This is a genomic window from Streptomyces sp. NPDC047042 (assembly GCF_040644035.1).
Classification (GTDB): domain Bacteria; phylum Actinomycetota; class Actinomycetes; order Streptomycetales; family Streptomycetaceae; genus Streptomyces.
In genome coordinates this window covers 91,339-114,265 of the sequence record NZ_JBEYVP010000006.1, presented here as the reverse complement: position 1 = coordinate 114,265, position 22,927 = coordinate 91,339, and the positions used below count along the sequence as shown (strand labels likewise).

Genomic DNA, 22,927 nt, shown 5'->3' with positions numbered 1-22,927 from the left:
GTGTGACGTCGGGCCTCAGGCCGGGTTCGCCGCGACCGCCGGTGCCGTCGGGGCCCCCGCCTGGTCGCGTACGGAGATCTGGGCGACGGTCTTCAGCAGACTGCGCTGGAACGTGGCCACGAAGCCCTCCGTCGTGTCGGTATCGCGCGGCTTGCTGAGATACGGCTTCAGCTTCTTCTCCACCTCACGGACACCCGGCTGCGCCGCCATGTGGCGGGCGACGGCCTCGAGGTCGCCGGTGTACTCGATGACGCGGACCAGCGTGTCGTCCCGCAGGAAGACGGCGGTGGCCAGGATGGTGCCGGCCGTGCGGCCCCCCTCGTCCGTGACACTGCTGCCGCGCACCCGCTTGAAGTTGCCGAAGATCTCGGTGAGTTCCTTCTCGTAGCCGGGCTTGATGTCGTAGGTGATCGCCGCAAACGGCATGGGACGGCTCCTGTTCGCTCCGGGGTGTGTGGGCCCAGCGGAACCGAGACGGCTCGGAAGTGCCTCGAGGCGCCCTCCATCCCCCGGAGAGCTGGATCTGTGTTCGAGCGGCTCTCCAGACAGCGGTGCGACCGTCCGACCTGATGCTGACCGTGGTTCCCCAGGAGGTACGCCGTGCACCGCACCTTGATCGTCGCCCGTCTGAAGCCCGACAAGGCCGACGACATCGCTGAGATCTTCGCCGAGTCCGACGCCACCGACCTCCCGGGAATGGTCGGCGTCTCCCGTCGCACCCTCTTCCGGTTCCACGGCCTCTACTTCCACCTTGTCGAGGCCGACGAGGACATCACCGGCAACCTGTACCGGGCGCGCAGCCACCCGCTGTACGACGACATCAACACCCGGCTCGCCGAGTGCGTCGAGCCCTACGACCCCGACTGGAAGGAGCCCAAGGACGCGATGGCCGAGCCCTTCTACATCTGGACCAAGGACGGAGGGCGGATCCAGTGACCACCTCCCTCACCCGAACCGTGAAGGTCTCCGAGGACGAGGTCGCGGCCAACACCAAGCGCGGCGGCGACATCCGGGTCACCCTCAGCCCCAAGACCGTCGGCTGCACCTCGGGCTTCGGCGGGGTCGTGACCCTGGAGCCCGGTGACTTCATCACCGAGCACTACCACCCGTACTCCGAGGAGTTCCTCCACGTCGTCAGCGGCGAGCTGCGGATGACGCTGGACGGCGGCGAACCGATCGCGCTGGCCGCCGGGGACTCGCTGCTCGTCCCGATCGGCGTACGGCACCGGCTGGTCAACGCCGGCGACACCACCGCGAAGTGCGCCTTCCATCTGTCCCCGCTGGCCCCGCGTCCCGAGCTCGGGCATGTGGACACCGAGACGGCGCAGCACCCCGAGCGGTCCAACCCGGATGTGGGTGGGGCGCCGTGAGACGACGGGCCGTCATCACCGGTATCGGTGCGGTGGTGCCGGGCGGCGTCGGCCGGGAGGCGTTCTGGAAACTCCTGTCCGAAGGCCGCACCGCCACCCGGCGGATCAGCCTGTTCAATCCCACTCCCTTCCGTTCGCAGGTCGCCGCTGAGGTCGACTTCGACCCGGCCGCCGCGGGCCTCGAAGAACGCCATGTGCGGCGGATGGACCGTGCCGCGCAGTTCGCCGTCGTCTCCGCCCGGGAGGCGGTCGCGGACAGCGGACTCGACCTGGCCGCGCTCCCCCCGGAGCGGATCACGGTCAGCCTGGGCAGCGCCGTCGGCTGCACGATGGGCCTCGAGGAGGAGTACGTCGTCCTCAGCGACCGGGGCCGCAAGTGGCTGGTCGACCACGAGTACGGCGTACCCCATCTGTACGGCTACATGGTGCCCAGCACCCTGGCCGCCGAGGTCGCCTGGGAGGTCGGCGCCGAGGGGCCGGTCGCCCTGGTCTCCACCGGCTGTACGTCGGGGCTGGACTCGATCGCCCACGCCGTCCAGCTGATCGAGGAGGGCAGCGCGGACGTCGCGCTGGCCGGCGCCACCGACGCCCCGATCTCGCCGATCACCTCGGCGTGCTTCGACGCGATCAAGGCGACGACCACCAACAACACCGATCCGGAGCACGCCTCGAGGCCCTTCGACCGCGACCGGGACGGTTTCGTGCTCGCCGAGGGCTCGGCCGTACTGGTCCTGGAGGAGCGGGAGGCCGCCGAGGCGCGCGGTGCCCGGATCTACGGCGAGATCGTCGGCTTCGCCGGGCGCAGCAACGCGTACCACATGACGGGACTGAAGCCGGACGGCAGAGAGATGGCCGAGGCCATCTCGGTCTCCCTGAACCAGGCGCGGCTCAACCCGACGGACGTGGGCTACATCAACGCCCATGGTTCCGGCACCAAGCAGAACGACCGGCACGAGACGGCGGCGTTCAAGCGGAGTCTGGGCGAGCACGCCTACGACATCCCGGTGAGCTCCATCAAGTCGATGGTGGGCCACTCCCTCGGGGCGATCGGGTCCATCGAGGTGGCGGCCTGCGCCCTCGCCCTGGAGCGGCAGGTCGTGCCGCCGACGGCGAACCTGCACAACGCCGACCCGCAGTGCGACCTGGACTACGTACCGCTCACCGCCCGGGACCACGCGATGGACGTGGTGCTGAGCGTCGGTAGCGGTTTCGGCGGGTTCCAGACCGCGATGCTGCTGGCCCGCCCGGGTACGGCGGCCGCGGCGGCCGGAAGGAGCGGGGCATGACGGCCGCAGAGACCGCCCCGCCGGTGATCACCGGGATCGGCGTCACCGCCCCGACCGGTATCGGGGTCGAGGCCCACTGGTCGGCGGTGCTCGCCGGGAAGTCGGCGATCAGCCGGATCGAGCGGTTCGACCCGTCCGGGTATCCGGTGCAACTGGCGGGCGAGGTACCGGGGTTCGACGCCGACAGCGCCGTACGGCCCAATCGGCTGGTCTCCCAGACCGACCACTGGACGCATCTGGCGTTCGCGGCCGCCGAGGAGGCGCTCGCGGACGCCGAGGTCGATCCGTCCGGGCTTCCCGAGTACGAGATGGCCGTGGTGACCTCCTCGTCCTCGGGCGGCACCGAGTTCGGGCAGCGGGAGATGACCGCGCTCTACCGGAACGATCCTTCCTGGGTGGGCGCCTACCAGTCCATCGCCTGGTTCTACGCGGCCACCACCGGCCAGCTGTCCATACGGCACAAGATGCGCGGTCCGTGCGGTGTGCTGGCCTGCGAACAGGCCGGCGGGCTCGACGCGGTCGCCCAGGCGAAGCGGCTGACCGACAAGGGTTCCCGGCTGGTGCTCACCGGCGGCACGGACGCCTCGCTGTGCCCGTACGGCCTCACCGCGCAGCTGTCGACCGGCAGGCTCTCCACGGTCCAGGACCCGGGCCGCGCCTATCTGCCCTTCGACGCGGAGGCGCGCGGCTACATCCCGGGCGAGGGCGGGGCGATCCTGGTCCTGGAGAGCGCCGGGTCGGCGGCCGAGCGAGGTGCCGGGCCGGGCTACGGGAGGGTGCTCGGCCACGCCGCCGGGTTCGACCCGCCGCCCGACTCGGGGCGGCCCCGGGTGCTGCGCCGGGTGGCCGCGCAGGCTCTGCGGGCGGCCCGGCTGACGCCGGGGGACATCGACGTGGTGTTCGCCGACGCCGCCGGACTGCCCGCCGACGACCGCGCGGAGGCCGAGGCCCTCGCGGCGCTCTTCGGGCCCTCGGCGGTCCCGGTCACGGCTCCGAAGACCCTCACCGGACGGCTCTACGGCGGGGGCGCGCCCCTCGACGTGGCCACGGCGCTGCTCGCCCTGCGCGACGGAGTCGTCCCGCCCACCGTCGGCACCCGCCGGCCGGCGCCCGGTCTGGAGATCGACCTGGTCACCGACGGCCCCCGGCAACTGCCGCTGCGCCACGCCCTGGTGCTGGCGCGGGGCCACGGGGGCTTCACCTCGGCCCTGGTCCTGGGCCGCTGACGGGACCACCGTCACGACAATGGTTAGGAGCACAACGATGGCTGGACACACCGACAACCACATCGTCATCGACGCCCCCATCGACGTGGTGTGGCAGATGACCAACGACGTGCCGAACTGGCCCGGTCTTTTCAGTGAGTACGCCTCCGCCGAGGTGCTGGAGCGCGACGGCGAGACCGTGCTCTTCCGGCTCACCATGCACCCCGACGAGGACGGCAACGTCTGGAGCTGGGTGTCACGGCGCACCAGTGACCCCAAGACCCGCAGTGTGCGGGCCGAGCGGGTGGAGACCGGCCCGTTCGACTTCATGAAGATCTTCTGGGAGTACACCGAGGAACCCGGCGGGGGCGTGCGGATGCGCTGGGTCCAGGACTTCCACATGAAGCCGCAGGCGCCCGCCACCGACGAGGCGATGACCGAGCACCTCAACCGCAACACCAAGGTGCAGATGGCGCTCATCAAGGAGAAGGTCGAGGCCGCCGCGCGCGCCCTGACCCGCTGAGGGGGACCTCGTGCTCGCGTTTCTCACTCCCCTGGTCCTGCTGCTCAACGGGCTCGCGGCCGGGGTGCTGTTCGGCACCCAGCTGGGCGGATTCCCCTATCTGGCCTCGCTGCCCGCCGACCGGTACGTGCACGCCCACGCGTTCTTCGGGACCCGGTACGACCCGGCGATGCCGATCTGTCTGCTCGGCACAGTCGTCTGCGACGCGGCCCTGGTGTTCGTGGCCACGGAACCGGTGGCGCGGGCCGCGTTCGCCACGGCCGCCGTGCTCGCCGCGGCCACCGCCGTCATCTCGGTCGCGAAGAACGTCCCGGTCAACCGGTGGATGCGCACCCTCGACCCGGAGAACCTGCCGGCGGACTTCGCGGACCGGGACCCGCGGCTCGACTGGGGCGCCTGGAACCGCAGGCGCAGCCTGCTGACCATCGCCGCGCTGCTGGTGAACTGCGCCGCGCTCGTCGTCCTGCTGTGACCCACCGCTCGCACCCACCGTCAACCTCACTGTCAACCCCGCTGTGGAGGAATCATGGATCTCGCACTTCGTGGCAAGAAAGCCCTGGTCACCGGCGGCACCCGAGGCGTCGGCCGGGGCATCGTCCTCGCCCTCGCCCGGGCCGGCATCGACGTCGTGACCTGCTACCAGCGTGAGAGCGACTTCGTCACCTCGCTGGAGGCCGAACTCAAGGAGATCGGCGGCGACCACCACGTCCTGCGCGCCGACATCTCGCAGCCGGCCGAGATCGCCGACCTGCTGGAACAGGTCAAGGAGCGGTACGGACGGCTCGACCTGGTCGTCAACAACGCCGGCGCGATCAGCCACATCCCGTACGCCGAGCTGCCGTTGGAGGAGTGGCAGCGGATCTTCACCACCAATGTCACCGGCGCCCATCTGGTGATCCAGCACGCGCTGCCGCTGCTGGGCGAGGGCTCCTCGGTGGTCAGCATCGGCTCCCGGGCCATCGACGCCGGTATCCCGCTGCGCTCCCACTACACGGCGACCAAGGCGGCGCTGGTGGGCCTCAACCGTTCGCTGGCCAAGGAGTTCGGGCCAAAGGGCATCCGCTTCAACGTGGTCGCCCTGGGTGTCATCGAGACCGAGAACTTCCACGCGATGCCCGAGGAGCAGCGCACCGTCATGGCGGAGCGGTACGGCGCGAAGACCGCCCTCGGCCGGCTCGGCACCCCGGACGAGGTGGCCGGCGCCGTGCTGTGGCTCGCGAGCGACCTGTCCCGCTACGTCACCGGCAACACCATCGGCGTCGACGGGGGGATCTCCTGATGACGTTCCGGGTGATGCTGCGCATGGAGATCGAGCCGGGCAGGGAGACGGACTTCGAACAGGCCTGGTACTCCGGGACCGACGCGGTGACCGGGCACCCGGCCAACCTGGGGCAGTCGCTGTCCCGGTCCACCGGCGAGGAGAGCACGTACTACATCGTCAGCGACTGGCTGGACGAGGCACGGTTCCGCGAGTTCGAGGACAGCCCCGCCCACCTGGAGCACCGCTCCACGCTGCACCCGTTCCGCCGAAGCGGCTCCTTCCACACCATGGAGCTTGTCACCCACCTCGACGGCAAGGCGGCCGGCCGTGCCCGCTGAGGTCCGGGTCATGGTCTACCAGGCAGCGTACGACGAGGCGCAGCTCGCCGAGGTCAGGAGCGCGTACCACCTGGTGAGCAAGCGGCTGGCGGGGGTGCCCGGCATGCTCGGGAACGAGCTGCTGCGCAGCCCCGCCGACCCCACCGCCCTCGCGGTGGTGAGCAGTTGGGAGTCCATGGCCGCGTTCCAGCGCTGGGAGCAGGGCGACGGCCACCGTAACGACACGGCCCCGCTGCGCCCCTTCCGCGACACCCGCGTCCCCGCGCCGTTCGCGGTCTACGAGGTCGACGCGGCGTACTGAAAGAAGGGTTTTGCAATGAATCACCGCCAGTTGGCGTTCATCGGCCTCGGCAACATGGGCAGCGGCATGGCGCATCGGCTGCTGGAGCGCGAGTACCAGGTCACCGTGTTCAACCGGACCGCCGCGAAGGCCGGTCCGCTGGTCGAGGCCGGGGCCCTCCTCGCCGACTCCCCGGAGCAGGCCGCGAAGGGGCACCGGGTCGTCCTGCTGAGCCTCAGTGACGAACAGGCGGTCGAGGAGGTGCTCTTCGGCCGGGTCGTGCCCGTCCTGGAACCGGGTTCGCTGATCGTCGACACGTCGACCGTCTCCCCCGGTTACGCCCGGGAGGTGGCCGAGCGGCTGGCCGCCAAGGGGCTGCGCCGGGTCGAGGCCTGCGTGGTGGGCAATCCGCTGCAGGCCCGGGAGGGCGCCCTGCGCGTCTATGTGTCCGGCGCCGAGGAGGACCTGGCCGAGGTGCGGCCGGTGCTGGAGTCGATCGGCTCGCAGGTGCTCCACCTGGGCGCTCCGGGCACGGCGACGAGCATGAAGCTCATCCTGAACCTGCTGCTGGGCGCCCAGGTCGCCTCGATGGCCGAGGCCGTCGCCTACGGCGTCGCCGCCGGCCTGGACCGGGAGCAGCTCATCACCTCCATAGCGGAGAGCGGCTTCAGCTCCGTGGTGATGCGCTTCCGTGCGGCTCTGATGCGCAGCAACTCCTACGAACCGGCGTTCTTCCGCGCCGATCTGATGGAGAAGGACATCCGGATCGCCACGGCCGCGGCCCAGGAGAGCGGACTCGCCCTGCCGGTCCTGAACACGGTCCGGGAGAGGTTCGCCGCGGTGGTCGCCGCCGGGGACGGCCCCAAGGACGCGTCCGTCATCGTCGAACACGCCGTGTAGCCGGGCGGGAAAAGGCGGGCGCCCTCCTCCGACGGAAGCGGAGGAGGGCGCCCGCCTTCGCGGTTCCCGGCTCGGCGCAGCGACACCGACGGGGAAGGCGGCGCCGGGACCGTGAGGCCCGCGGGTCCGCCTTCCCCGCCTTGCGCGTCCTTCGTGTGGAGGCCGTGCGACCTCACCTCATGCCGCCGCCGCCCGCATCCCCGCCAGGCCGAGGCCCTGGTAGATCTCCAAGGTCGCGGTGGAGTTGTTCAGCGTGATGAAGTGCAGTCCCGGTACGTCCTCTTCGAGCAGCCGCTCGCACATACGGGCCGCGTACTCCACGCCGATCTCCCGTACGGCGGCCGGATCGTCCTCGACCGCGTGCAGCCTCTCGGCTAGCGCCGGCGGGAACACCGCGTTGCTCAGCTGCGCCATGCGCTCGATCTGACCGACGTGGGTGACCGGCATGATCCCGGCGATCACCGGAACCCGGCAGCCCTGTGCGTACAGCCGGTCGCGGAGCCGGAGGTAGTCCTCGACGTCGAAGAACATCTGGGTGACGGCGTAGTCGGCCCCGGCCTCGCACTTGCGGTGGAAGTGCCTGATCTCGCTCTCCCAGTCGGGCGAGCGCGGGTGCCGCTCGGGAAACGCGGCGACCCCGACCCCGAAGTCCCCGCAGGACCGCACCAGGCGGACCAGTTCCTCGGCGTGGCTGAGCCCCTCGGGGTGCGGGCGCCACTCCCCCATGGGATCGCCCGGCGGGTCCCCGCGCAGCGCGAGGATGTCGCGTACGCCGGCGTCCGCGTACTGGCCGATGATGTGGCGCAGTTCCGCCTCGGAGTGCTCGACCGCGGTGAGATGCGCGACCGGGGTGAGGGTGGTCTCCAGGGCGATGCGCCGGGTCGTCTCGACCGTGCGCTCGCGGGAGGATCCGCCGGCCCCGTAGGTCACGGAGACGAAGGTGGGGTGCAGTGGTTCGAGCCGCCGGATGGACTCCCACAACCGCTGCTCGGCCTTCTCCGTCTTTGCCGGGAAGAACTCGAAGGAGTAGGAGCGCACGCCGGCGGCGAGCACGTCTGAGATGCGTGGCACTGCTCGCCTCCCCGAATCAGTAGCGGTAGTGGTCCGGCTTGTACGGGCCCTCGACCTCGACCCCGATGTACGACGCCTGCTCCGGGCGCAGCGTGGTCAGCTTGACGCCGAGGGCGTCGAGGTGGAGACGGGCGACCTTCTCGTCGAGGTGCTTGGGCAGCACGTAGACGTCGGTCGGGTACTCCTCGGGCTTGGTGAACAGCTCGATCTGGGCCAGGGTCTGGTCCGCGAAGGAGTTGGACATCACGAACGACGGGTGCCCTGTCGCGTTGCCCAGGTTCAGCAGACGGCCCTCCGACAGCACGATCAGGACCTTGCCGTCGGGGAACGTCCACGTGTGGACCTGCGGCTTGACCTCGTCCTTGACGATGCCCGGAACCTTCGCCAGGCCCGCCATGTCGATCTCGTTGTCGAAGTGGCCGATGTTGCCCACGATCGCCTGGTGCTTCATCCGGGCCATGTCCGAGGCCATGATGATGTCCTTGTTGCCGGTCGTGGTGATGAAGATGTCCGCCGTCTCCACCACATCGTCCAGCGTCGCCACCTGATAGCCGTCCATCGCCGCCTGCAACGCGCAGATCGGGTCGATCTCCGTCACGATCACCCGGGCGCCCTGACCGCGCAGCGACTCCGCACAGCCCTTGCCGACATCGCCGTAGCCGAACACGACCGCAGTCTTGCCGCCGATCAGGACATCCGTGGCCCGGTTGATGCCGTCGATCAGCGAATGCCGGCAGCCGTACTTGTTGTCGAACTTCGACTTCGTCACCGCGTCGTTCACGTTGATCGCCGGGAACAGCAGGCTGCCCTCGCGCTGCATCTCGTACAGGCGGTGCACACCCGTCGTGGTCTCCTCGGTCACACCACGGATCTCCGACGCCAGCTGCGTCCACTTCTGCGAGCCGTTGCTGATCGTCCGGTTGAGGAGTTCGAGAATGACCCGGTGCTCGTCGTTCTCGGCGGTGTCGGGCGAGGGGACCTCACCGGCCTTCTCGTACTCCACGCCCTTGTGGACCAGGAGCGTGGCGTCACCACCGTCGTCCAGGATCATGTTCGGACCACCCGTGGGACTGCCCGGCCAGGTCAACGCCTGCTCCGTGCACCACCAGTACTCCTCCAGCGTCTCGCCCTTCCAGGCGAACACCGGAACACCCTGCGGGTTGTCGGGTGTGCCGTTCGGGCCGACCGCGATGGCCGCGGCCGCGTGGTCCTGGGTGGAGAAGATGTTGCAGGACACCCAGCGGACCTCGGCACCGAGGGCGACCAGGGTCTCGATCAGCACGGCCGTCTGCACGGTCATGTGCAGCGAACCCATGATCCGGGCACCGGCGAGCGGCTGCGCCGCCGCGAACTCCTTGCGGATGGACATCAGACCGGGCATCTCGTGCTCGGCAAGGGTGATCTCCTTCCGGCCGAACGCGGCCAGCGAGAGATCCGCGACCTTGAAGTCCTGGGCGGTGTGGGTCGTGGTCATGTGAGCAGCTCCTCAGCGTGCGTTGAAGTACTTGGCTTCGGGGTGGTGGATGACGATGGCGTCGGTGGACTGCTCGGGGTGGAGCTGGAACTCCTCGGAGAGGTGGACGCCGATGCGCTCGGGCTGGAGAAGGTCGGCGATCTTGGCGCGGTCCTCGAGGTCGGGGCAGGCGCCGTAGCCGAGGGAGAAACGGGCGCCCCGGTACTTGAGGGCGAACATGTCCTCGACGTCGGTGGGGTCCTCGCCGGCGAAGCCGAGTTCGCAGCGGACGCGGGCGTGCCAGTACTCGGCGAGCGCCTCGGCCAACTGGACGGACAGGCCGTGCAGTTCGAGGTAGTCGCGGTAGGAGTTCGCCTCGAAGAGCTTGGCGGCCTCCTCCCCGATCCGGTTGCCGACGGTGACGACCTGCAGGCCCACGACATCCGTCTCGCCTGACTCCTCCGGGCGGAAGAAGTCGGCCAGGCACAGCCGGCGGCCACGCCGCTGACGCGGGAACGTGAAACGCGTACGTTCGGAGCCGTCCTCGTTCAGCAGGATGAGGTCGTCGCCCTTGGAGTGGCAGGGGTAGTAGCCGTAGACGACGGCGGCTTCGAGGAGGTTGCCCGTCTGCAGTCGCTCCAGGAGGCCGCGCAGCCTGGGCCGGCCCTCCGTCTCCACCAGTTCCTCGTACGTCGGCCCTTCACCGGTGCGGGCCTGCTTGAGACCCCACTGCCCCTTGAAGAGCGCATCTTCGTCCAACCACGAGGCGTACTCCCCCAGTTGGATGCCCTTGACGATTCGCGTGTCCCAGAAGGGCGGGGTGGGGACGGGGTTGTCCGTCGCGACGTCGGAGCGGACGTGCCCTTCCTCGGGCCGCTCCTTCACCACCGTGTCGGCCGCGCTCGCCCGCACCCGGCGCTGCTTCAGCTCCGGCAGCTTCGCCCCCGGCACCCCGCGCTTGACGCCGATCAACGCGTCCATCAGCCGCAGACCCTCAAAGGCGTCACGGGCGTAGCGGACCTCGCCCTCGTAGATCTCGTGCAGGTCCTGCTCCACATACGCCCGGGTCAGCGCCGCGCCACCGAGAATCACCGGGTAGTCGGCGGCCAGCCTGCGCTGGTTGAGTTCCTGGAGGTTCTCCTTCATGATCACCGTGGACTTGACCAACAGGCCCGACATGCCGATGACGTCGGCCCTGTGCTCCTCGGCAGCGTCCAGGATCGCGGAGACCGGCTGCTTGATCCCCAGGTTGACCACGTTGTAGCCGTTGTTCGACAGGATGATGTCCACGAGGTTCTTGCCGATGTCGTGCACATCCCCGCGCACGGTGGCCAGCACGATCGTGCCCTTGCCCTCTGCTTCCGACTTCTCCATGTGCGGCTCGAGATGCGCGACGGCCGTCTTCATGACCTCGGCCGACTGCAGTACGAACGGGAGCTGCATCTGGCCGGAACCGAAGAGCTCGCCGACGACCTTCATGCCCTCCAGGAGGGTGTCGTTGACGATGTCGAGAGCGGGACGGGACGTCAGGGCCTCGTCGAGGTCGGCCTCCAGGCCGTTCTTCTCCCCGTCGATGATCCGCCGCTTGAGCCGCTCCTCCAACGGCAGTGCGGCGAGTTCCTCGGCCTTGCCCGCCTTCAGCGACTTGGTGGTGGCGCCCTCGAACAGCGCCATCAGCTTCTGCAGCGGGTCGTAACCCTCGCGGCGGCGGTCGTAGACCAGGTCGAGAGCAGTGCTCACCTCCTCCTCGCTGAAGCGGGCGATGGGGAGGATCTTCGACGCGTGCACGATCGCCGAGTCGAGGCCGGCCTTGACGCACTCGTCCAGGAAGACGGAGTTGAGCAGGATCCGGGCGGCCGGGTTGAGACCGAAGGAGATGTTCGACAGGCCCAGCGTGGTCTGGACGTCCGGGTGGCGGCGCTTCAGCTCACGGATCGCCTCGATCGTGGCGATGCCGTCCTTACGGGACTCCTCCTGACCAGTACAGATCGTGAAGGTCAGGGTGTCGATGAGGATGTCCGACTCGTGGATACCCCAGTTCGTCGTCAGGTCCCCGATCAGGCGTTCGGCGATGGCGACCTTCGTCTCGACGGTCCGCGCCTGGCCCTCCTCGTCGATCGTCAGCGCGATCAGCGCGGCGCCATGTTCCCGGGCCAGCCGGGTCACCCTGGCGAACCGGGACTCCGGCCCATCCCCGTCCTCGTAGTTGACGGAGTTGATGACCGCCCGGCCGCCGAGCTTCTCCAGACCTGCCTGCAGCACCTCGACCTCGGTCGAGTCCAGCACGATCGGCAGCGTCGACGCGGTGGCGAAACGGCCCGCCAGCTCCTCCATGTCCGCCACGCCATCGCGGCCCACGTAGTCCACGCACAGGTCCAGCATGTGCGCGCCCTCACGGACCTGATCCCGGGCCATCTCCACACAGTCGTCCCAGCGGGCCTCCAGCATCGCCTCGCGGAACTTCTTCGAACCGTTGGCGTTCGTCCGCTCACCGATCGCCATGTACGACGTGTCCTGACGGAACGGCACCGTCTGATAGAGCGAGGCGGCGCCCGCCTCCGGCTGCGGCCGGCGTTCGGTGACAGCCGTACCCCGGACCCGCTCCACGACCTGCCGCAGGTGCTCGGGCGTCGTGCCGCAACACCCGCCGACCAGTGAAAGCCCGTACTCGCGAACGAAGTTCTCCTGGGCGTCGGCCAACTCCGGTGCGCCCAGCGGGTAGTGCGCACCGTCCTTGGTCAGTACCGGCAGACCGGCGTTGGGCATGCACGACAGCGGGACTCGGGAGTGGCGGGAGAGGTAGCGAAGGTGCTCGCTCATCTCGGCGGGCCCCGTCGCGCAGTTGAGGCCGATCATGTCGATACCGAGGGGCTCCAGCGCGGTCAGCGCGGCGCCGATCTCCGAGCCCAGCAGCATCGTGCCGGTGGCCTCGACCGTCACCGACACGATCACCGGGACATCCGCGCCCAGTGCCTTCAGGGCGCGCCGGGCGCCCAGTACGGCGGCCTTGGTCTGGAGGAGGTCCTGGGTCGTCTCGACGAGCAGCGCGTCCGCGCCGCCGGTCAGCAGGCCCTCGGCGTTGATCTGGTAGGCGTCCCGGATCTTGGCGTAGGTGATGTGGCCGAGCGTCGGCAGCTTGGTGCCCGGTCCCATCGAGCCCAGGACCCAGCGCTCCCGCCCGTCGACGGACGTGAACGCGTCGGCCGTCTCCCGGGCGATACGGGCGCCGGCCTCCGACAGCTCGAAGTTGCGCTCGGCGATGTCGTACTCGGCGAGGGCGGCGAGGTTCGCGCCGAAGGTGTTGGTCTCGACGCAGTCCACGCCCACCGAGAAGTACGCCTCGTGGACGGAACGGACGATGTCGGGGCGGGTGATGTTGAGGACCTCGTTGCAGCCCTCCAGCTGCTGGAAGTCCTCCAGCGTCGGGTCCTGCGCCTGGAGCATGGTGCCCATCGCGCCGTCGGCCACCACGACGCGCGAGGCGAGCGCCGCCCGCAGGGACGCGCCGCTCACAGGACTTCGCCGAGGTGAGGGGTGACGGCGTCCGTCGCGACGGATCCGTACCCGGCGCGCAGGGCCACCTTCAGGGCGCGGCGGCTGAGCGCGTACGTCTGGGTGCCGGTGGTGGCCAGGGCCGCGGAGGCCATGGCGCAGCCCAGCCAGGCCGACTGTTCGGTCCCCAGCCGCCGGCTCTGTCCGGCGAGGAAGCCGGCCCGGAAGGCGTCTCCGGCACCGGTGGGTTCCGCGACCCGGCGTACGGGGACGGCCGGGATCCGCAGGGGCGCGGACCGGGCGCTCTCGATGTGCACGCCGTCGGCGCCCTGGGTGATCACCCAGGTGCCCACCTGCTCGAGAACGTCCTCCTTGTTCCAGCCCGTGCGCTCGGTCAGCAGCTCGGCCTCGTAGGCGTTGGTGAACAGGAAGCGTGCGCCGCGTACGACGTCCTGGGCCTCGGCGCGTTCGAGTACGGCCAGTTGCTGCGAGGGGTCGGCGGAGAAGGTGATGCCGTGGGTCCGGCACTCGCGGGCGTGGCGGACCATCGCGGCGGGGTCGTCGGGTGAGACGAGGACGTGGTCGACGGCCGTCCGGTGGGCGATGTCGGCGATCGATATCTCCCGGGCCTCGGACATCGCCCCCGGGTAGAAGGTGCCGATCTGGTTGTTCTCCCGGTCGGTCGTGCAGATGAACCGGGCGGTGTGGGCGCGGTCGCTGACGCGGACCCAGTCGGTGTCGACGCGGTGCTCCTTCAGCCAGACCCGGTAGTCGTCGAAGTCGACCCCCGCCGCCGCCACCAGCACCGGCTGCACACCGAGCCGTCCCAGTCCGAAGGCGATGTTCGCGGCGACACCGCCCCGCCGGATCTCCAGTGACTCGGCGAGGAAGGAAAGGGAAACCTGGTCCAGCCGCTCCCCGATCAGCTGCTGGGCGAAGCTGCCGGAGAAGCCCATGAGCTGGTCGATGGCGATCGAGCCGGTCACGGCGATACGCATGGCTGTGCCTCCTGTGATGTGGCGCCTGGTCGAAACCCTGTGGTGCGGTGGCCGTGGTGTGGTCGGGTCAGCGGCCGTGGTGTGCTCGGGTCAGCCGATAGCGGACCGCAGGGCGGAGACGCGGTCGGTGCGCTCCCAGGTGAAGTCGGGCAGTTCGCGGCCGAAGTGGCCGTAGGCGGCGGTCCGGGCGTAGATCGGGCGCAGCAGGTCCAGGTCGCGGATGATGGCGGCGGGGCGCAGGTCGAAGACGGAGGCGATGGCGGCCTCGATCCTGTCGACGGCGACCTTCTCGGTGCCGAAGGTCTCCACGAACAGGCCGACCGGCTCGGCCTTGCCGATGGCGTACGCGACCTGCACCTCGCAGCGTGAGGCGAGGCCCGCCGCGACCACGTTCTTCGCCACCCAGCGCATCGCGTAGGCGGCGGAGCGGTCGACCTTGGAGGGGTCCTTGCCGGAGAAGGCGCCGCCGCCGTGGCGGGCCATGCCGCCGTACGTGTCAATGATGATCTTGCGGCCGGTCAGGCCGGCGTCACCCATCGGGCCGCCGATCTCGAACCGCCCGGTGGGGTTGACCAGCAGGCGGTAGCCCTCGGTGTCCAGCTTGGTGCCGTCCTCGCCGAGTGCGGCGAGCACGGGTTCGACGACGAACCTGCGGATGTCCGGGGTCAGCAGACTGTCCAGGGAGATGTCCGGGGCGTGCTGGCTGGACACGACGACGGTGTCCAGCCGTACGGGCCGGTGGCCGTCGTACTCGATGGTCACCTGGGTCTTGCCGTCGGGCCGCAGATACGGCAGAACGCCGTCCTTGCGGACCGCGGTGAGACGCTGGGCGAGCCGGTGGGCGAGCATGATGGGCAGCGGCATCAGCTCGGGCGTCTCGTCGCAGGCGAAGCCGAACATCAGGCCCTGGTCGCCGGCGCCCTGTCCGTCGAGCTCGTCCGACTCGCCGCCGACGCGCCGCTCGTAGGCCGAGTCCACTCCCTGGGCGATGTCCGGGGACTGCGCGCCCAGGGAGACGGACACTCCGCAGGAGGCGCCGTCGAACCCCTTCTGCGAGGCGTCGTAGCCGATGCCGAGCACGGTCTGCCTGATCAGGGTGGTGATGTCGGCGTACCCCTTGGTGGTGACCTCGCCGGCCACGTGCACCTGGCCCGTGGCGATGAGGGTCTCCACCGCGACACGGGAGGACGGGTCCTGGGACAGCAGGGCGTCCAGGATGCCGTCGCTGATCTGGTCGGCGATCTTGTCGGGATGCCCCTCGGTCACGGACTCCGAGGTGAAGAGGTTACGGGTCACGGGTCCTCCAGCGCGGAAACGACGGAAACGACGGATACAGCGGATTCAGCGGATTCAGCGGATTCAGCGGATACGACAGACAACGTGCTCCCGTGAGGCTGGGCGAGCCGACTGCAGACGGGCTCAAGGGCGGCTGGACACAAGGCCGTTGCCGGGATCGAGCAGATCCCGAGCTGGTTGCTAGCCGGTTGCCGCACTGTCCGTCCAGCACGGGACCCACCCGGTCCGCCGGGTCCGCCGGGATCCACCCACGTCACGAAGGGGCTGACGGAAGCCATGCGCGTACTGTTCACGACCTGGGCCTGGCCCTCGCACCTGTACGCCCTGGTGCCGCTGGCCTCGGCCTTCCGGGCAGCGGGCCACGAGGTGCTGATCGCCAGTCAGCCGGCTCTGAAGCCGGAGATCGAACGGACCGGGCTGCCCGCCGCCGTGGTGGGCGAGGACGTCGACGCGGTCGGAATGGTGCGCGGCTACGTGCTGCCGTCCGCCGCCGGTGAGGCCGCGGGCGGCCCGCAGGCGCCCAAGGAGGGAAAGGGTCCCCGGGCGCTGCGCATGTTCTGGGCGCACGCGGATTCGATGACCGACGGTCTGGTGGACCTGGCCCGCGACTGGCGTGCGGACGCGGTGGTGTACGAGCCGACCGCGCTGGCCGGCCCGCTGGCCGCAGCGGCGGTGGGGATTCCGGCGATCCGGGTGCTGTACGGCACCGATCTGATGCTGCGGGCCCGCAAGCTGCTGCCCGAGCTGCTCTCCCCGCTGCTCGAGCGGCACGGTGTGGCGGACTTCGACCCGCTGGGAGCGGTCACCGTCGACCCGTGTCCCGACACCTTCCAGGTGCCCACCGACTATCCACGGCTGCCGGTCCGGCATGTGCCCTACAACGGTGTCGGCATCGCCCCCGGGCCGACGGCCCCGCCCGCGCCGGGTGTCCGGCGGGTGCTGGTGACCTGGGGCCACACCATGGCCCGGCTCAGCCCCGGTCTCTTCCTCGCCGGGGAGGTCGCGGCGGCGCTGCGCGGCGCGGACACCGAGGTGGTGCTGGCGGTGACGGGGGCGCAGCGCGGGCTGCTCGACCCGGCCCTGCTGTCCGGTCCCGGCGCGGTCCGGGTGGTGGCGGACGCCCCGCTGCACACGCTGATGCCGGGCACCGATCTGGTGGTGGCGCACGGCGGCGCGGGAACGGTGCTCGCCTCGCTGCGCGCCGGGGTGCCGCTGCTCCTCGTACCGCAACTCCCCGACCACACCGGTCACGCGGGGCGGGTCTTCGCGGCCGGTGCGGGAGAGGTGCTGTCCCGGGACGAGGCGACGCCGGAGCGGCTGCGCGAGGAGGCCGGGCGGCTGCTGGACCCCGAGAAGGGGGCGGCGGTGCGCGAGACGGCGCGCCGGCTGCGGGCGGAGATGCTGGACCGGCCCTCCCCCGCCGACATCGTCAACGAACTTCGGACGAAGGTGATCTCGTGTGCGGCATAGCGGGCTGGCTCGACTTCCGGCGTGACCTCGGCGAGGAGGGCGCCACCGTACGGACGATGGTCGCCGCGCTCGCCAATCGCGGCCCGGACGACGAGGCCGTGTGGACCGACCGGCGGGCCGCCCTGGGCCATCGCAGGCTGTCGGTCATCGACCTGGAGAACAGCACACAGCCGATGGCCGTCGAGGAGGACGGCCGCACCCTGGCGGTCGTCGTGCACAACGGCGAGATCTACAACTTCCGCCAGTTGCGGCGGCAGTTGGAGGGGCTCGGACACCGTTTCCGCACCGCCGGCGACACCGAAGTGGTGGTGCGCGCCTATCTGGAGTGGGGCGACCGCTGCGCGGAACACCTGGAGGGCATGTTCGCGTTCGCCGTCTGGGACCCGGCCCGCGAAAGGCTGCTGCTGGCCCGTGACCGGCTGGGCATCAAGCCGCTGTACTACGCGAGGACGGCGAACGGGGTGCTGTTCGGCTCCGAGCCCAAGGCGCTGTTCGCGCACCCGTCGATGGAGTGCGCGGTGGACTCCGAGGGCTTCGCGGAGCTGCTGGCGTACATCGCGACGCCCGGGCACGCCGTCTACCGCGGGGTGCGCGAACTGCCGGCGGGACACACGGCGGTGGTGCACCGGGGCGGGGTGACCGAGTCCGCGTACTGGACGCTGCCGTCCCGTCCCCACGAGGACGACACGGCCACCACCATCGATGCCGTACGCGGTCTGCTGGCCGAGTCCGTCGAGGCGCATCTGGTCTCCGACGTGCCGCTGTGCACCCTGCTGTCCGGCGGGGTGGACTCCAGCGCCATCGTCGCGCTCGCCGCCCGCGCCGGAAACCGGCCACGGACGTTCTCGGTCGACTTCGAGGGCCACACCGAGCGGTTCCAGAAGGACTTCTGGCACGAGGACGCCGACGCGCCGTACGCCGCCGAGGTGGCCCGGCATGTGGGCACGGACCACGAGCCGGTGGTGCTGCGCACCGCGGATCTCGCCGACCCGGTGGTCGACGCGGCGGCGCTGCGCTCGCAGGACCTGCCGCGCCCGATCCCGGACATGGACCGCTCGCTATACCTGCTGCTGCGCGCGGTGCGCCAGCGCTCGACGGTGGCCCTGATGGGCGAGGCGGCCGACGAACTCTTCGGCGGCTACCGGTCGTTCCAGGATCCGTCGCTGACCGACACCGGGAACTTCCCCTGGGTGTCGATGGGTCTGAAGGTGGCTCCGCACGGCATGAGTACCGGACTGCTGGACCCCGGGATGCTCAAGAAGATCGACGTGCCCGGGTACGCCGCCCAGCGGTACTCGGAGGCCGTGGCCGAAGTGCCCCGGGTGGCGGGCGAGTCCGAGCTGGAGCACCGGATGCGGCGAGTCAGCCATGTCCATCTGACCCGTTGGATGCCTCTGCTGCTCACCCGGGACGACCGGCTGAGCATGGCGGTCGGCCTGGAGCTGCGGGTGCCGTACTGCGACCACCGTCTGGTCGAGTACGTCTACAACATCCCCTGGGAGATGAAGACGGCGGACGGCCGGGAGAAGAGCGTGCTGCGCTCCGCCGTGGCCGACCTGCTGCCCGCCTCGGTGACCGAACGCCGCAAGAGCCCCTTCCCGATCACCCAGGACCCGGGCTACGGCCAGGTGCTCAAGGAACGATTCGACGCCGTGGTCAACGACCCCGCCGGACCGGTGGCCCCGCTGCTCGACCGCGAGGCCTGCGCCCGCCTCTCCGCACAGGACCGGCCCATCGAGGTCAGCGGCTGGGGGGAGCGGCGCGACGTGGAGATGGTGCTGCAACTGGACGGCTGGCTACGGCACTACCGCGTACGCCTGGATCTGTGAACCCGGAACCGACAGGAGGAGGATGCCCATGCTGAGCAAGGAACTCCAGGAGCTGGCCGAACCCGTTCTCGCCGAGGTCAGGGAGCACCCGTTCTGGGCGGGGCTGCGGGACGGTTCGCTGCCTGCCGAGTCGCTCGCGTACTTCGTGGAGCAGGACACCGGCTGGCTGCTGCCCGGGTACGCCCGCTCGCTGGCCCGTACGGCCGCCGCCACCCGGTGGGACGCGCACGCCACGCTGCTGGCCCGCTCGGTCATCGGCACCCTGGAGGCCAGGGACCGGCTGCGCGGGGCGTACGCGGAACTGGCTCCGCGGCTGGAGCTGCCGCCGGCGGCCGAGTCGCCCGAGGTCACCGCGGCCACCCACGCGCACTGCTCGTTCTTCCACGCGGCCACCGCGGCGACGGTGGCTTCGGGGATGGGGGCGCTGCTGCCGATGGTCTGGTTCAACCACCAGATCTCCGACGACCTGCTGCGCCGCCATGTGCCGGGCTCCCGCTACGCCGAGTGGATCAAGGTCTACCACCCGGGTGAGGGCTACCAGTACGCGGTGAAGGGGTTCATGGCGGCCTACGACGAGCTGGGCGAGCGCATGGCCGTCCCCGGCCGCGCCGAACTCCTCGAATATTTCGCGACCAGCATCCGCTACGAGTGGGCGTTCGCCGAGGCCGCGTGGTCCCGGTCGGGCTGGCCGCTGTGAATCCGATGACCGTGACACCGTCTGTGAAGGGATCGATGTGACCGCCGACGTGAGCCCCGAAGTGTGCCCCCATGCCGCCAACCCTCCCCGGTACCCGTTCGCCTGGGAACCGCCCATGCAGATGCCGGAGGCACTCAAGAACGTGCACGAGTCCTCGGCGATGGAGGTGACCCTGCCGAGCGGTGACACGGCGACGCTGGTCACCCGGTACCAGGACGTGCGCGCCCTGTTCGCCGACAAGCGGCTGTCGCGGAACATCGCGCGGCCCGACTGCGCCCGGATCTCCAAGGACAACGACCTGTTCATGGATCCGCACATCGACCCGGACCCGCCCAAGCACACCCAGGTGCGCTCCCTGGTGACGAAGGCGTTCACCGCCCGGCGCATCGAGGCGCTGCGGCCGTACGTCCAGGAGGTCGCGGACGAGCTGCTGGAGGAGATGGCGGCCGGCCCCAGGCCCGCCGAGCTCAACGAGGCGTTCGCGTTCCCGCTGCCCATCAAGGTGATCTGCAAGCTGCTCGGCGTGCCCGCCGAGGACCGGGACCAGTTCCGCGGTTACGTGGACGGGTTCCTCGCGGTGACCAAGCTGCCGCCGGAGGAGATCGGCAGGGCCCGGCAGAACCTGTGGAAGTACCTGGGCGACCTCATCGAGGACAAGCGCAAGAACCCGGCGGACGACCTGATCAGCGAGTTCATCCGGGTCCGCGACGAGGACGACAACCGGATGAACGAGCACGAGCTGCACTTCTGGTGCCAGGGGCTGCTCATCGCCGGTTACGTGACCACCGCGAGCCAGATCGGCACGGGCACCGCCGTACTCCTCCACCGCCCCGACCTGGTCCGGGAGATCCAGGCGGACTGGTCGCTGGTCCCCTCCACGGTCGAAGAACTGCTGCGCACCCAGATCATGGGCTCCTCGGTGGGCACGATGCGCTACGCGATAGAGGACATCCCCCTCTCCGACGGCTCGGTGATCAAGAAGGGCACGAGTGTTCTCCTCTCCGAGGAGGGCGCCAACTGTGACCACCGGGTCTTCGAGAAGCCCTTCGAGCTCGACATCCGGCGCCAGGAGAACCACCACATGACCTTCGGGGCGGGCATCCACTACTGCGTGGGCGCCGCGCTGGCCCGGATGGAGCTGCAGATCGCCACGGAGAGTCTGCTGCGCCGCTTCCCCGACATCCACCTCGCCAAGCCGGCCGAGGAACTGCCCCGCGCGCTGGGCGGCTTCATGGAGGGGTTCACCGAGATCCCGGTGGACTGGTGAGGGAGCGACAGCGATGCGTGTGGTAGCCAACGCCGAGACCTGCGCGGTCGCCAGCCTGTGCGTGTTCCGCCTCCCCGGTGTCTTCGACCAGGACGAGGAAGGGCTGGTACTGGTCCTGGACGACCACCCGGACACCGCACTGCACGAGGAGGTCCACCGCGCGGTCCGCGCATGCCCGACAAACTCGATCCGGGTCCTCGAAACCGACTGAGCCTCCGTCACCGGCCCCTCTCCCACGGCACGCGGCCCGGGAACCAACCACCGGTTCCCGGGCCACACCCATGCCCACACCGCCCTACCTGCCAGACCTACCCGACCTGCCTGGTCGGGCCCGCGTCGGGGCCTCGGGGCCGGTGCGGGGTGCCCGGGGGCCCGGGGCCGGGGCCGGGGTCCGAGGCCGGGGTCCGAGGCCGGGGCCGGGGCCCAGGGCCGGTGCTCGGGGCCTGGGGTCGGGGCCGTGGGCGAGGCCAGGGCCGGGGACCGGTCTCGGAGTCCGGGGTCTGTGGCCGCGTTCGGGTGTGGAAACGGCGCCGGACGGGCTGGTGAGACCAGTCCGTCCGGCGCCCGGGGAGGGGAGGGAAAGGGAGTGTTCAGCTGCGGCCCAGCAGGGCCAGGACCGCTGCGGTCAGTTCCTCCTCCGGTTGGGCCGCCGCGCCCTGTGAGCGCCAGGAGACGAAGCCGTCGCTGCGGATCAGGGCGGCGCCGTCTGCTCCGATGCCGTATCGCGACGCCAGTGCGTTGTCCGGGTCGGTGAGGCCGCCGGTGCCGATTCGGTGCGCCTTCAGCGGGACGCCGTGGCGCTTGACGACCGCTACGGCCGCCGCCTCCCAGGCCTGGCCGCCGGCGGCGGTGACCAGCACCGGCCCGGAACCGTACAGGTCGAGCGAGGAGATGGTCTTGCCGTCGCGCTCCAGGGCCACGTGCGGAGCCCTGGTGCCGGCCTCGCCGCTGAGCTGCCGGGGCGGCACCGGCGGGCCTTCGGAGTAGCGGTAGCCGAAGACAGTGGTGCTGTAGCTCTCGGCCGGGCTGAGCCCGCCGTCCTCACCGCCGTCCTGCCCGGTACGGTCCTGCATCATCGCCATCGTCTGCTGCAGGGTCATCCAGGCCACCGGCTGCCGCTCCGCCTGGTACGTGTCGAGCAGCGCCTCGCCCGCGGTGCCGTCGAGCACCGCGGCCAGCTTCCACGCCAGGTTGTGCGCGTCCTGGATGCCCAGGCTGGCACCGAACCCGCCCGTCGGCGGGACCAGGTGAGCGGCGTCGCCGACGAGGAACACCCGGCCGCGCCGGTACTCGCGGGCGACCTGCGCGCCGATGATGAAGCTGAGCCACTTCGCGCCGCCCGCCGGCAGCTGCTCGATGATCCGCACCTTGAGGTCGGGCACGCCGATGGCGGCCCGCACCAGCTCGATGGCCTGCTCCTCGGTGACCGTCTCCAGCGTGGTGTCCGGCGGCATCGCCGTGGCGAAGATCCAGCGCTGGTCGCCGTCGTGCGCGAAGAGGATCGTCGAGGGCGCCGGCCGGTCGAGGTAGCAGACCCCCACCGGACGGCCGCGGGCCGCCTCGCTCAGGTCGGCCTCGAACAGCACCGAGAGCGTGGTGGCGAACTCCCCGGGACCGTCGACCTCGATGCCGAGTTCGGAGCGGACCGGACTGCGGCTGCCGTCGGCCGCGATCAGATAGCGGGCCCGCACGCTGCGTTCGGCCCCGCTCCCCCGCTCCCGCAGGACGGCGGTGACGCCGTCGTCGTCCTGCTCGAAGGAGACGAGCTCCGTGGCGAAGGCGAGTTCGGCGCCGAACTCGGTGGCCCGCTCACGCAGCAGGTGCTCCAGCCGGTCCTGGTCGATCGGCGCCCACTCGCAGGGGCTGACCTCGCCGGTCGGGTCGGGGCTGTCCGTCGGACCGCTGAAGTGTTCCTCGGCGGCCAAGGTCTCCGCTTTGATCATCTGGAGCTTGCTGAAGTCCGTGGCCAGGCTGGCCTCGGCCCAGATCCGGGACTCGAGCCCCGCCTGCCGGTAGACCTCGACCGTACGGGGGTTGATGCCCCGGGAGCGGGGGTGGCTGAGGGTGTCGGGGTGCCGCTCCACCACGAGGGTGCTGACCCCGTGCGAGGCGAGGAAGACGGCGGTCGACAGGCCGGCGACCGCGCCTCCGACCACCAGCACCTGCACCTCTGAAGGCGCCTTGCTCATGG

General features: G+C 70.4%; 22 protein-coding genes. 15 read left to right on the top strand and 7 right to left on the bottom strand.

Annotated elements, in window-relative coordinates:
• Positions 1–15: 15 nt before the first annotated feature.
• Positions 16–426 (bottom strand): SchA/CurD-like domain-containing protein, encoded by a 411-nt coding sequence (locus tag ABZ855_RS08305; protein WP_360802913.1) that lies wholly within the window; start codon positions 424–426, stop codon positions 16–18.
• 174 nt (positions 427–600) lie between these two features.
• Here ABZ855_RS08305 and ABZ855_RS08300 point away from each other — a divergent pair, with 174 nt between their 5' ends.
• From ABZ855_RS08300 to ABZ855_RS08255, 10 genes are read left to right on the top strand one after another with little or no spacing between them, the layout of a single operon-like run.
• Positions 601–936: a TcmI family type II polyketide cyclase gene (locus ABZ855_RS08300; RefSeq protein WP_319212503.1), complete on the top strand. Its 336-nt coding sequence runs from the start codon at positions 601–603 to the stop codon at positions 934–936.
• Positions 933–1,370, top strand: coding sequence for a cupin domain-containing protein (locus ABZ855_RS08295; protein WP_360802910.1), 438 nt, complete (start codon positions 933–935; stop codon positions 1,368–1,370). The genes ABZ855_RS08300 and ABZ855_RS08295 overlap by 4 nt, the downstream gene beginning before the upstream one ends.
• Positions 1,367–2,656 (top strand): beta-ketoacyl-[acyl-carrier-protein] synthase family protein, encoded by a 1,290-nt coding sequence (locus ABZ855_RS08290; RefSeq protein WP_360802907.1) that lies wholly within the window; start codon positions 1,367–1,369, stop codon positions 2,654–2,656. The genes ABZ855_RS08295 and ABZ855_RS08290 overlap by 4 nt, the downstream gene beginning before the upstream one ends.
• Positions 2,653–3,882 (top strand): ketosynthase chain-length factor, encoded by a 1,230-nt coding sequence (locus tag ABZ855_RS08285; protein ID WP_360802904.1) that lies wholly within the window; start codon positions 2,653–2,655, stop codon positions 3,880–3,882. Before ABZ855_RS08290 ends, ABZ855_RS08285 begins: the two co-directional genes overlap by 4 nt.
• Positions 3,883–3,919: 37 nt before the next feature.
• Positions 3,920–4,384, top strand: a complete 465-nt coding sequence (locus tag ABZ855_RS08280) for an SRPBCC family protein (protein WP_360802901.1) — start codon at positions 3,920–3,922, stop codon at positions 4,382–4,384.
• A gap of 10 nt (positions 4,385–4,394) precedes the next feature.
• Positions 4,395–4,856, top strand: a complete 462-nt coding sequence (locus ABZ855_RS08275) for an anthrone oxygenase family protein (protein ID WP_360802898.1) — start codon at positions 4,395–4,397, stop codon at positions 4,854–4,856.
• Between the two features lie 54 nt (positions 4,857–4,910).
• Positions 4,911–5,663: an SDR family oxidoreductase gene (locus tag ABZ855_RS08270; RefSeq protein WP_360802895.1), complete on the top strand. Its 753-nt coding sequence runs from the start codon at positions 4,911–4,913 to the stop codon at positions 5,661–5,663.
• A complete protein-coding gene (locus tag ABZ855_RS08265; RefSeq protein WP_360802892.1) occupies positions 5,663–5,983 on the top strand; it encodes an antibiotic biosynthesis monooxygenase family protein in 321 nt (106 codons plus the stop codon). The genes ABZ855_RS08270 and ABZ855_RS08265 overlap by 1 nt, the downstream gene beginning before the upstream one ends.
• On the top strand, positions 5,973–6,284 hold the full coding sequence (locus tag ABZ855_RS08260) for an antibiotic biosynthesis monooxygenase family protein (RefSeq protein ID WP_360802889.1): 312 nt from the start codon (positions 5,973–5,975) through the stop codon (positions 6,282–6,284). Before ABZ855_RS08265 ends, ABZ855_RS08260 begins: the two co-directional genes overlap by 11 nt.
• A gap of 15 nt (positions 6,285–6,299) precedes the next feature.
• Positions 6,300–7,163: an NAD(P)-dependent oxidoreductase gene (locus tag ABZ855_RS08255; protein WP_360802886.1), complete on the top strand. Its 864-nt coding sequence runs from the start codon at positions 6,300–6,302 to the stop codon at positions 7,161–7,163.
• A 177-nt stretch (positions 7,164–7,340) separates the two neighbouring features.
• On the opposite strand, the gene metF is transcribed toward ABZ855_RS08255, so the two are convergent.
• From metF to metK, 5 genes are all read right to left on the bottom strand, one after another.
• Positions 7,341–8,225 carry a methylenetetrahydrofolate reductase [NAD(P)H] gene (metF, locus tag ABZ855_RS08250; protein WP_360803422.1) on the bottom strand — a complete coding sequence of 295 codons (885 nt, stop codon included), beginning with the start codon at positions 8,223–8,225 and terminating at the stop codon, positions 7,341–7,343.
• Between the two features lie 25 nt (positions 8,226–8,250).
• The gene (ahcY, locus tag ABZ855_RS08245; RefSeq protein ID WP_360802883.1) at positions 8,251–9,708 is read right to left on the bottom strand and encodes an adenosylhomocysteinase; all 1,458 of its coding nucleotides are present in this window, start codon (positions 9,706–9,708) and stop codon (positions 8,251–8,253) included.
• Between the two features lie 12 nt (positions 9,709–9,720).
• Entirely contained in the window at positions 9,721–13,245 is a 3,525-nt protein-coding gene (gene metH / locus ABZ855_RS08240; protein ID WP_360803419.1) for a methionine synthase, read from the bottom strand.
• Positions 13,197–14,177 (bottom strand): carbohydrate kinase family protein, encoded by a 981-nt coding sequence (locus tag ABZ855_RS08235; protein WP_360802880.1) that lies wholly within the window; start codon positions 14,175–14,177, stop codon positions 13,197–13,199. Before ABZ855_RS08235 ends, metH begins: the two co-directional genes overlap by 49 nt.
• Positions 14,178–14,267: 90 nt before the next feature.
• A complete protein-coding gene (metK, locus tag ABZ855_RS08230; protein WP_360802877.1) occupies positions 14,268–15,473 on the bottom strand; it encodes a methionine adenosyltransferase in 1,206 nt (401 codons plus the stop codon).
• A 276-nt stretch (positions 15,474–15,749) separates the two neighbouring features.
• On the opposite strand from metK, the gene ABZ855_RS08225 reads away from it, so the two are divergent.
• From ABZ855_RS08225 to ABZ855_RS08205, 5 genes are all read left to right on the top strand, one after another.
• A complete protein-coding gene (locus tag ABZ855_RS08225; protein WP_360802874.1) occupies positions 15,750–16,943 on the top strand; it encodes a nucleotide disphospho-sugar-binding domain-containing protein in 1,194 nt (397 codons plus the stop codon).
• On the top strand, positions 16,931–18,772 hold the full coding sequence (asnB, locus tag ABZ855_RS08220) for an asparagine synthase (glutamine-hydrolyzing) (RefSeq protein WP_360802871.1): 1,842 nt from the start codon (positions 16,931–16,933) through the stop codon (positions 18,770–18,772). The genes ABZ855_RS08225 and asnB overlap by 13 nt, the downstream gene beginning before the upstream one ends.
• Before the next feature lie 28 nt (positions 18,773–18,800).
• On the top strand, positions 18,801–19,469 hold the full coding sequence (locus ABZ855_RS08215) for a TenA family transcriptional regulator (RefSeq protein WP_360802868.1): 669 nt from the start codon (positions 18,801–18,803) through the stop codon (positions 19,467–19,469).
• 115 nt (positions 19,470–19,584) lie between these two features.
• Complete coding sequence (locus ABZ855_RS08210; protein ID WP_360802865.1) at positions 19,585–20,736, top strand: cytochrome P450; 1,152 nt, start codon at positions 19,585–19,587, stop codon at positions 20,734–20,736.
• 13 nt (positions 20,737–20,749) lie between these two features.
• Positions 20,750–20,947, top strand: a complete 198-nt coding sequence (locus ABZ855_RS08205; RefSeq protein ID WP_360802862.1) for a ferredoxin — start codon at positions 20,750–20,752, stop codon at positions 20,945–20,947.
• Between the two features lie 379 nt (positions 20,948–21,326).
• Here ABZ855_RS08205 and ABZ855_RS08200 read toward each other — a convergent pair whose 3' ends face one another.
• Positions 21,327–22,925, bottom strand: a complete 1,599-nt coding sequence (locus tag ABZ855_RS08200) for an FAD-dependent monooxygenase (protein WP_360802859.1) — start codon at positions 22,923–22,925, stop codon at positions 21,327–21,329.
• Positions 22,926–22,927 lie beyond the last annotated feature (2 nt).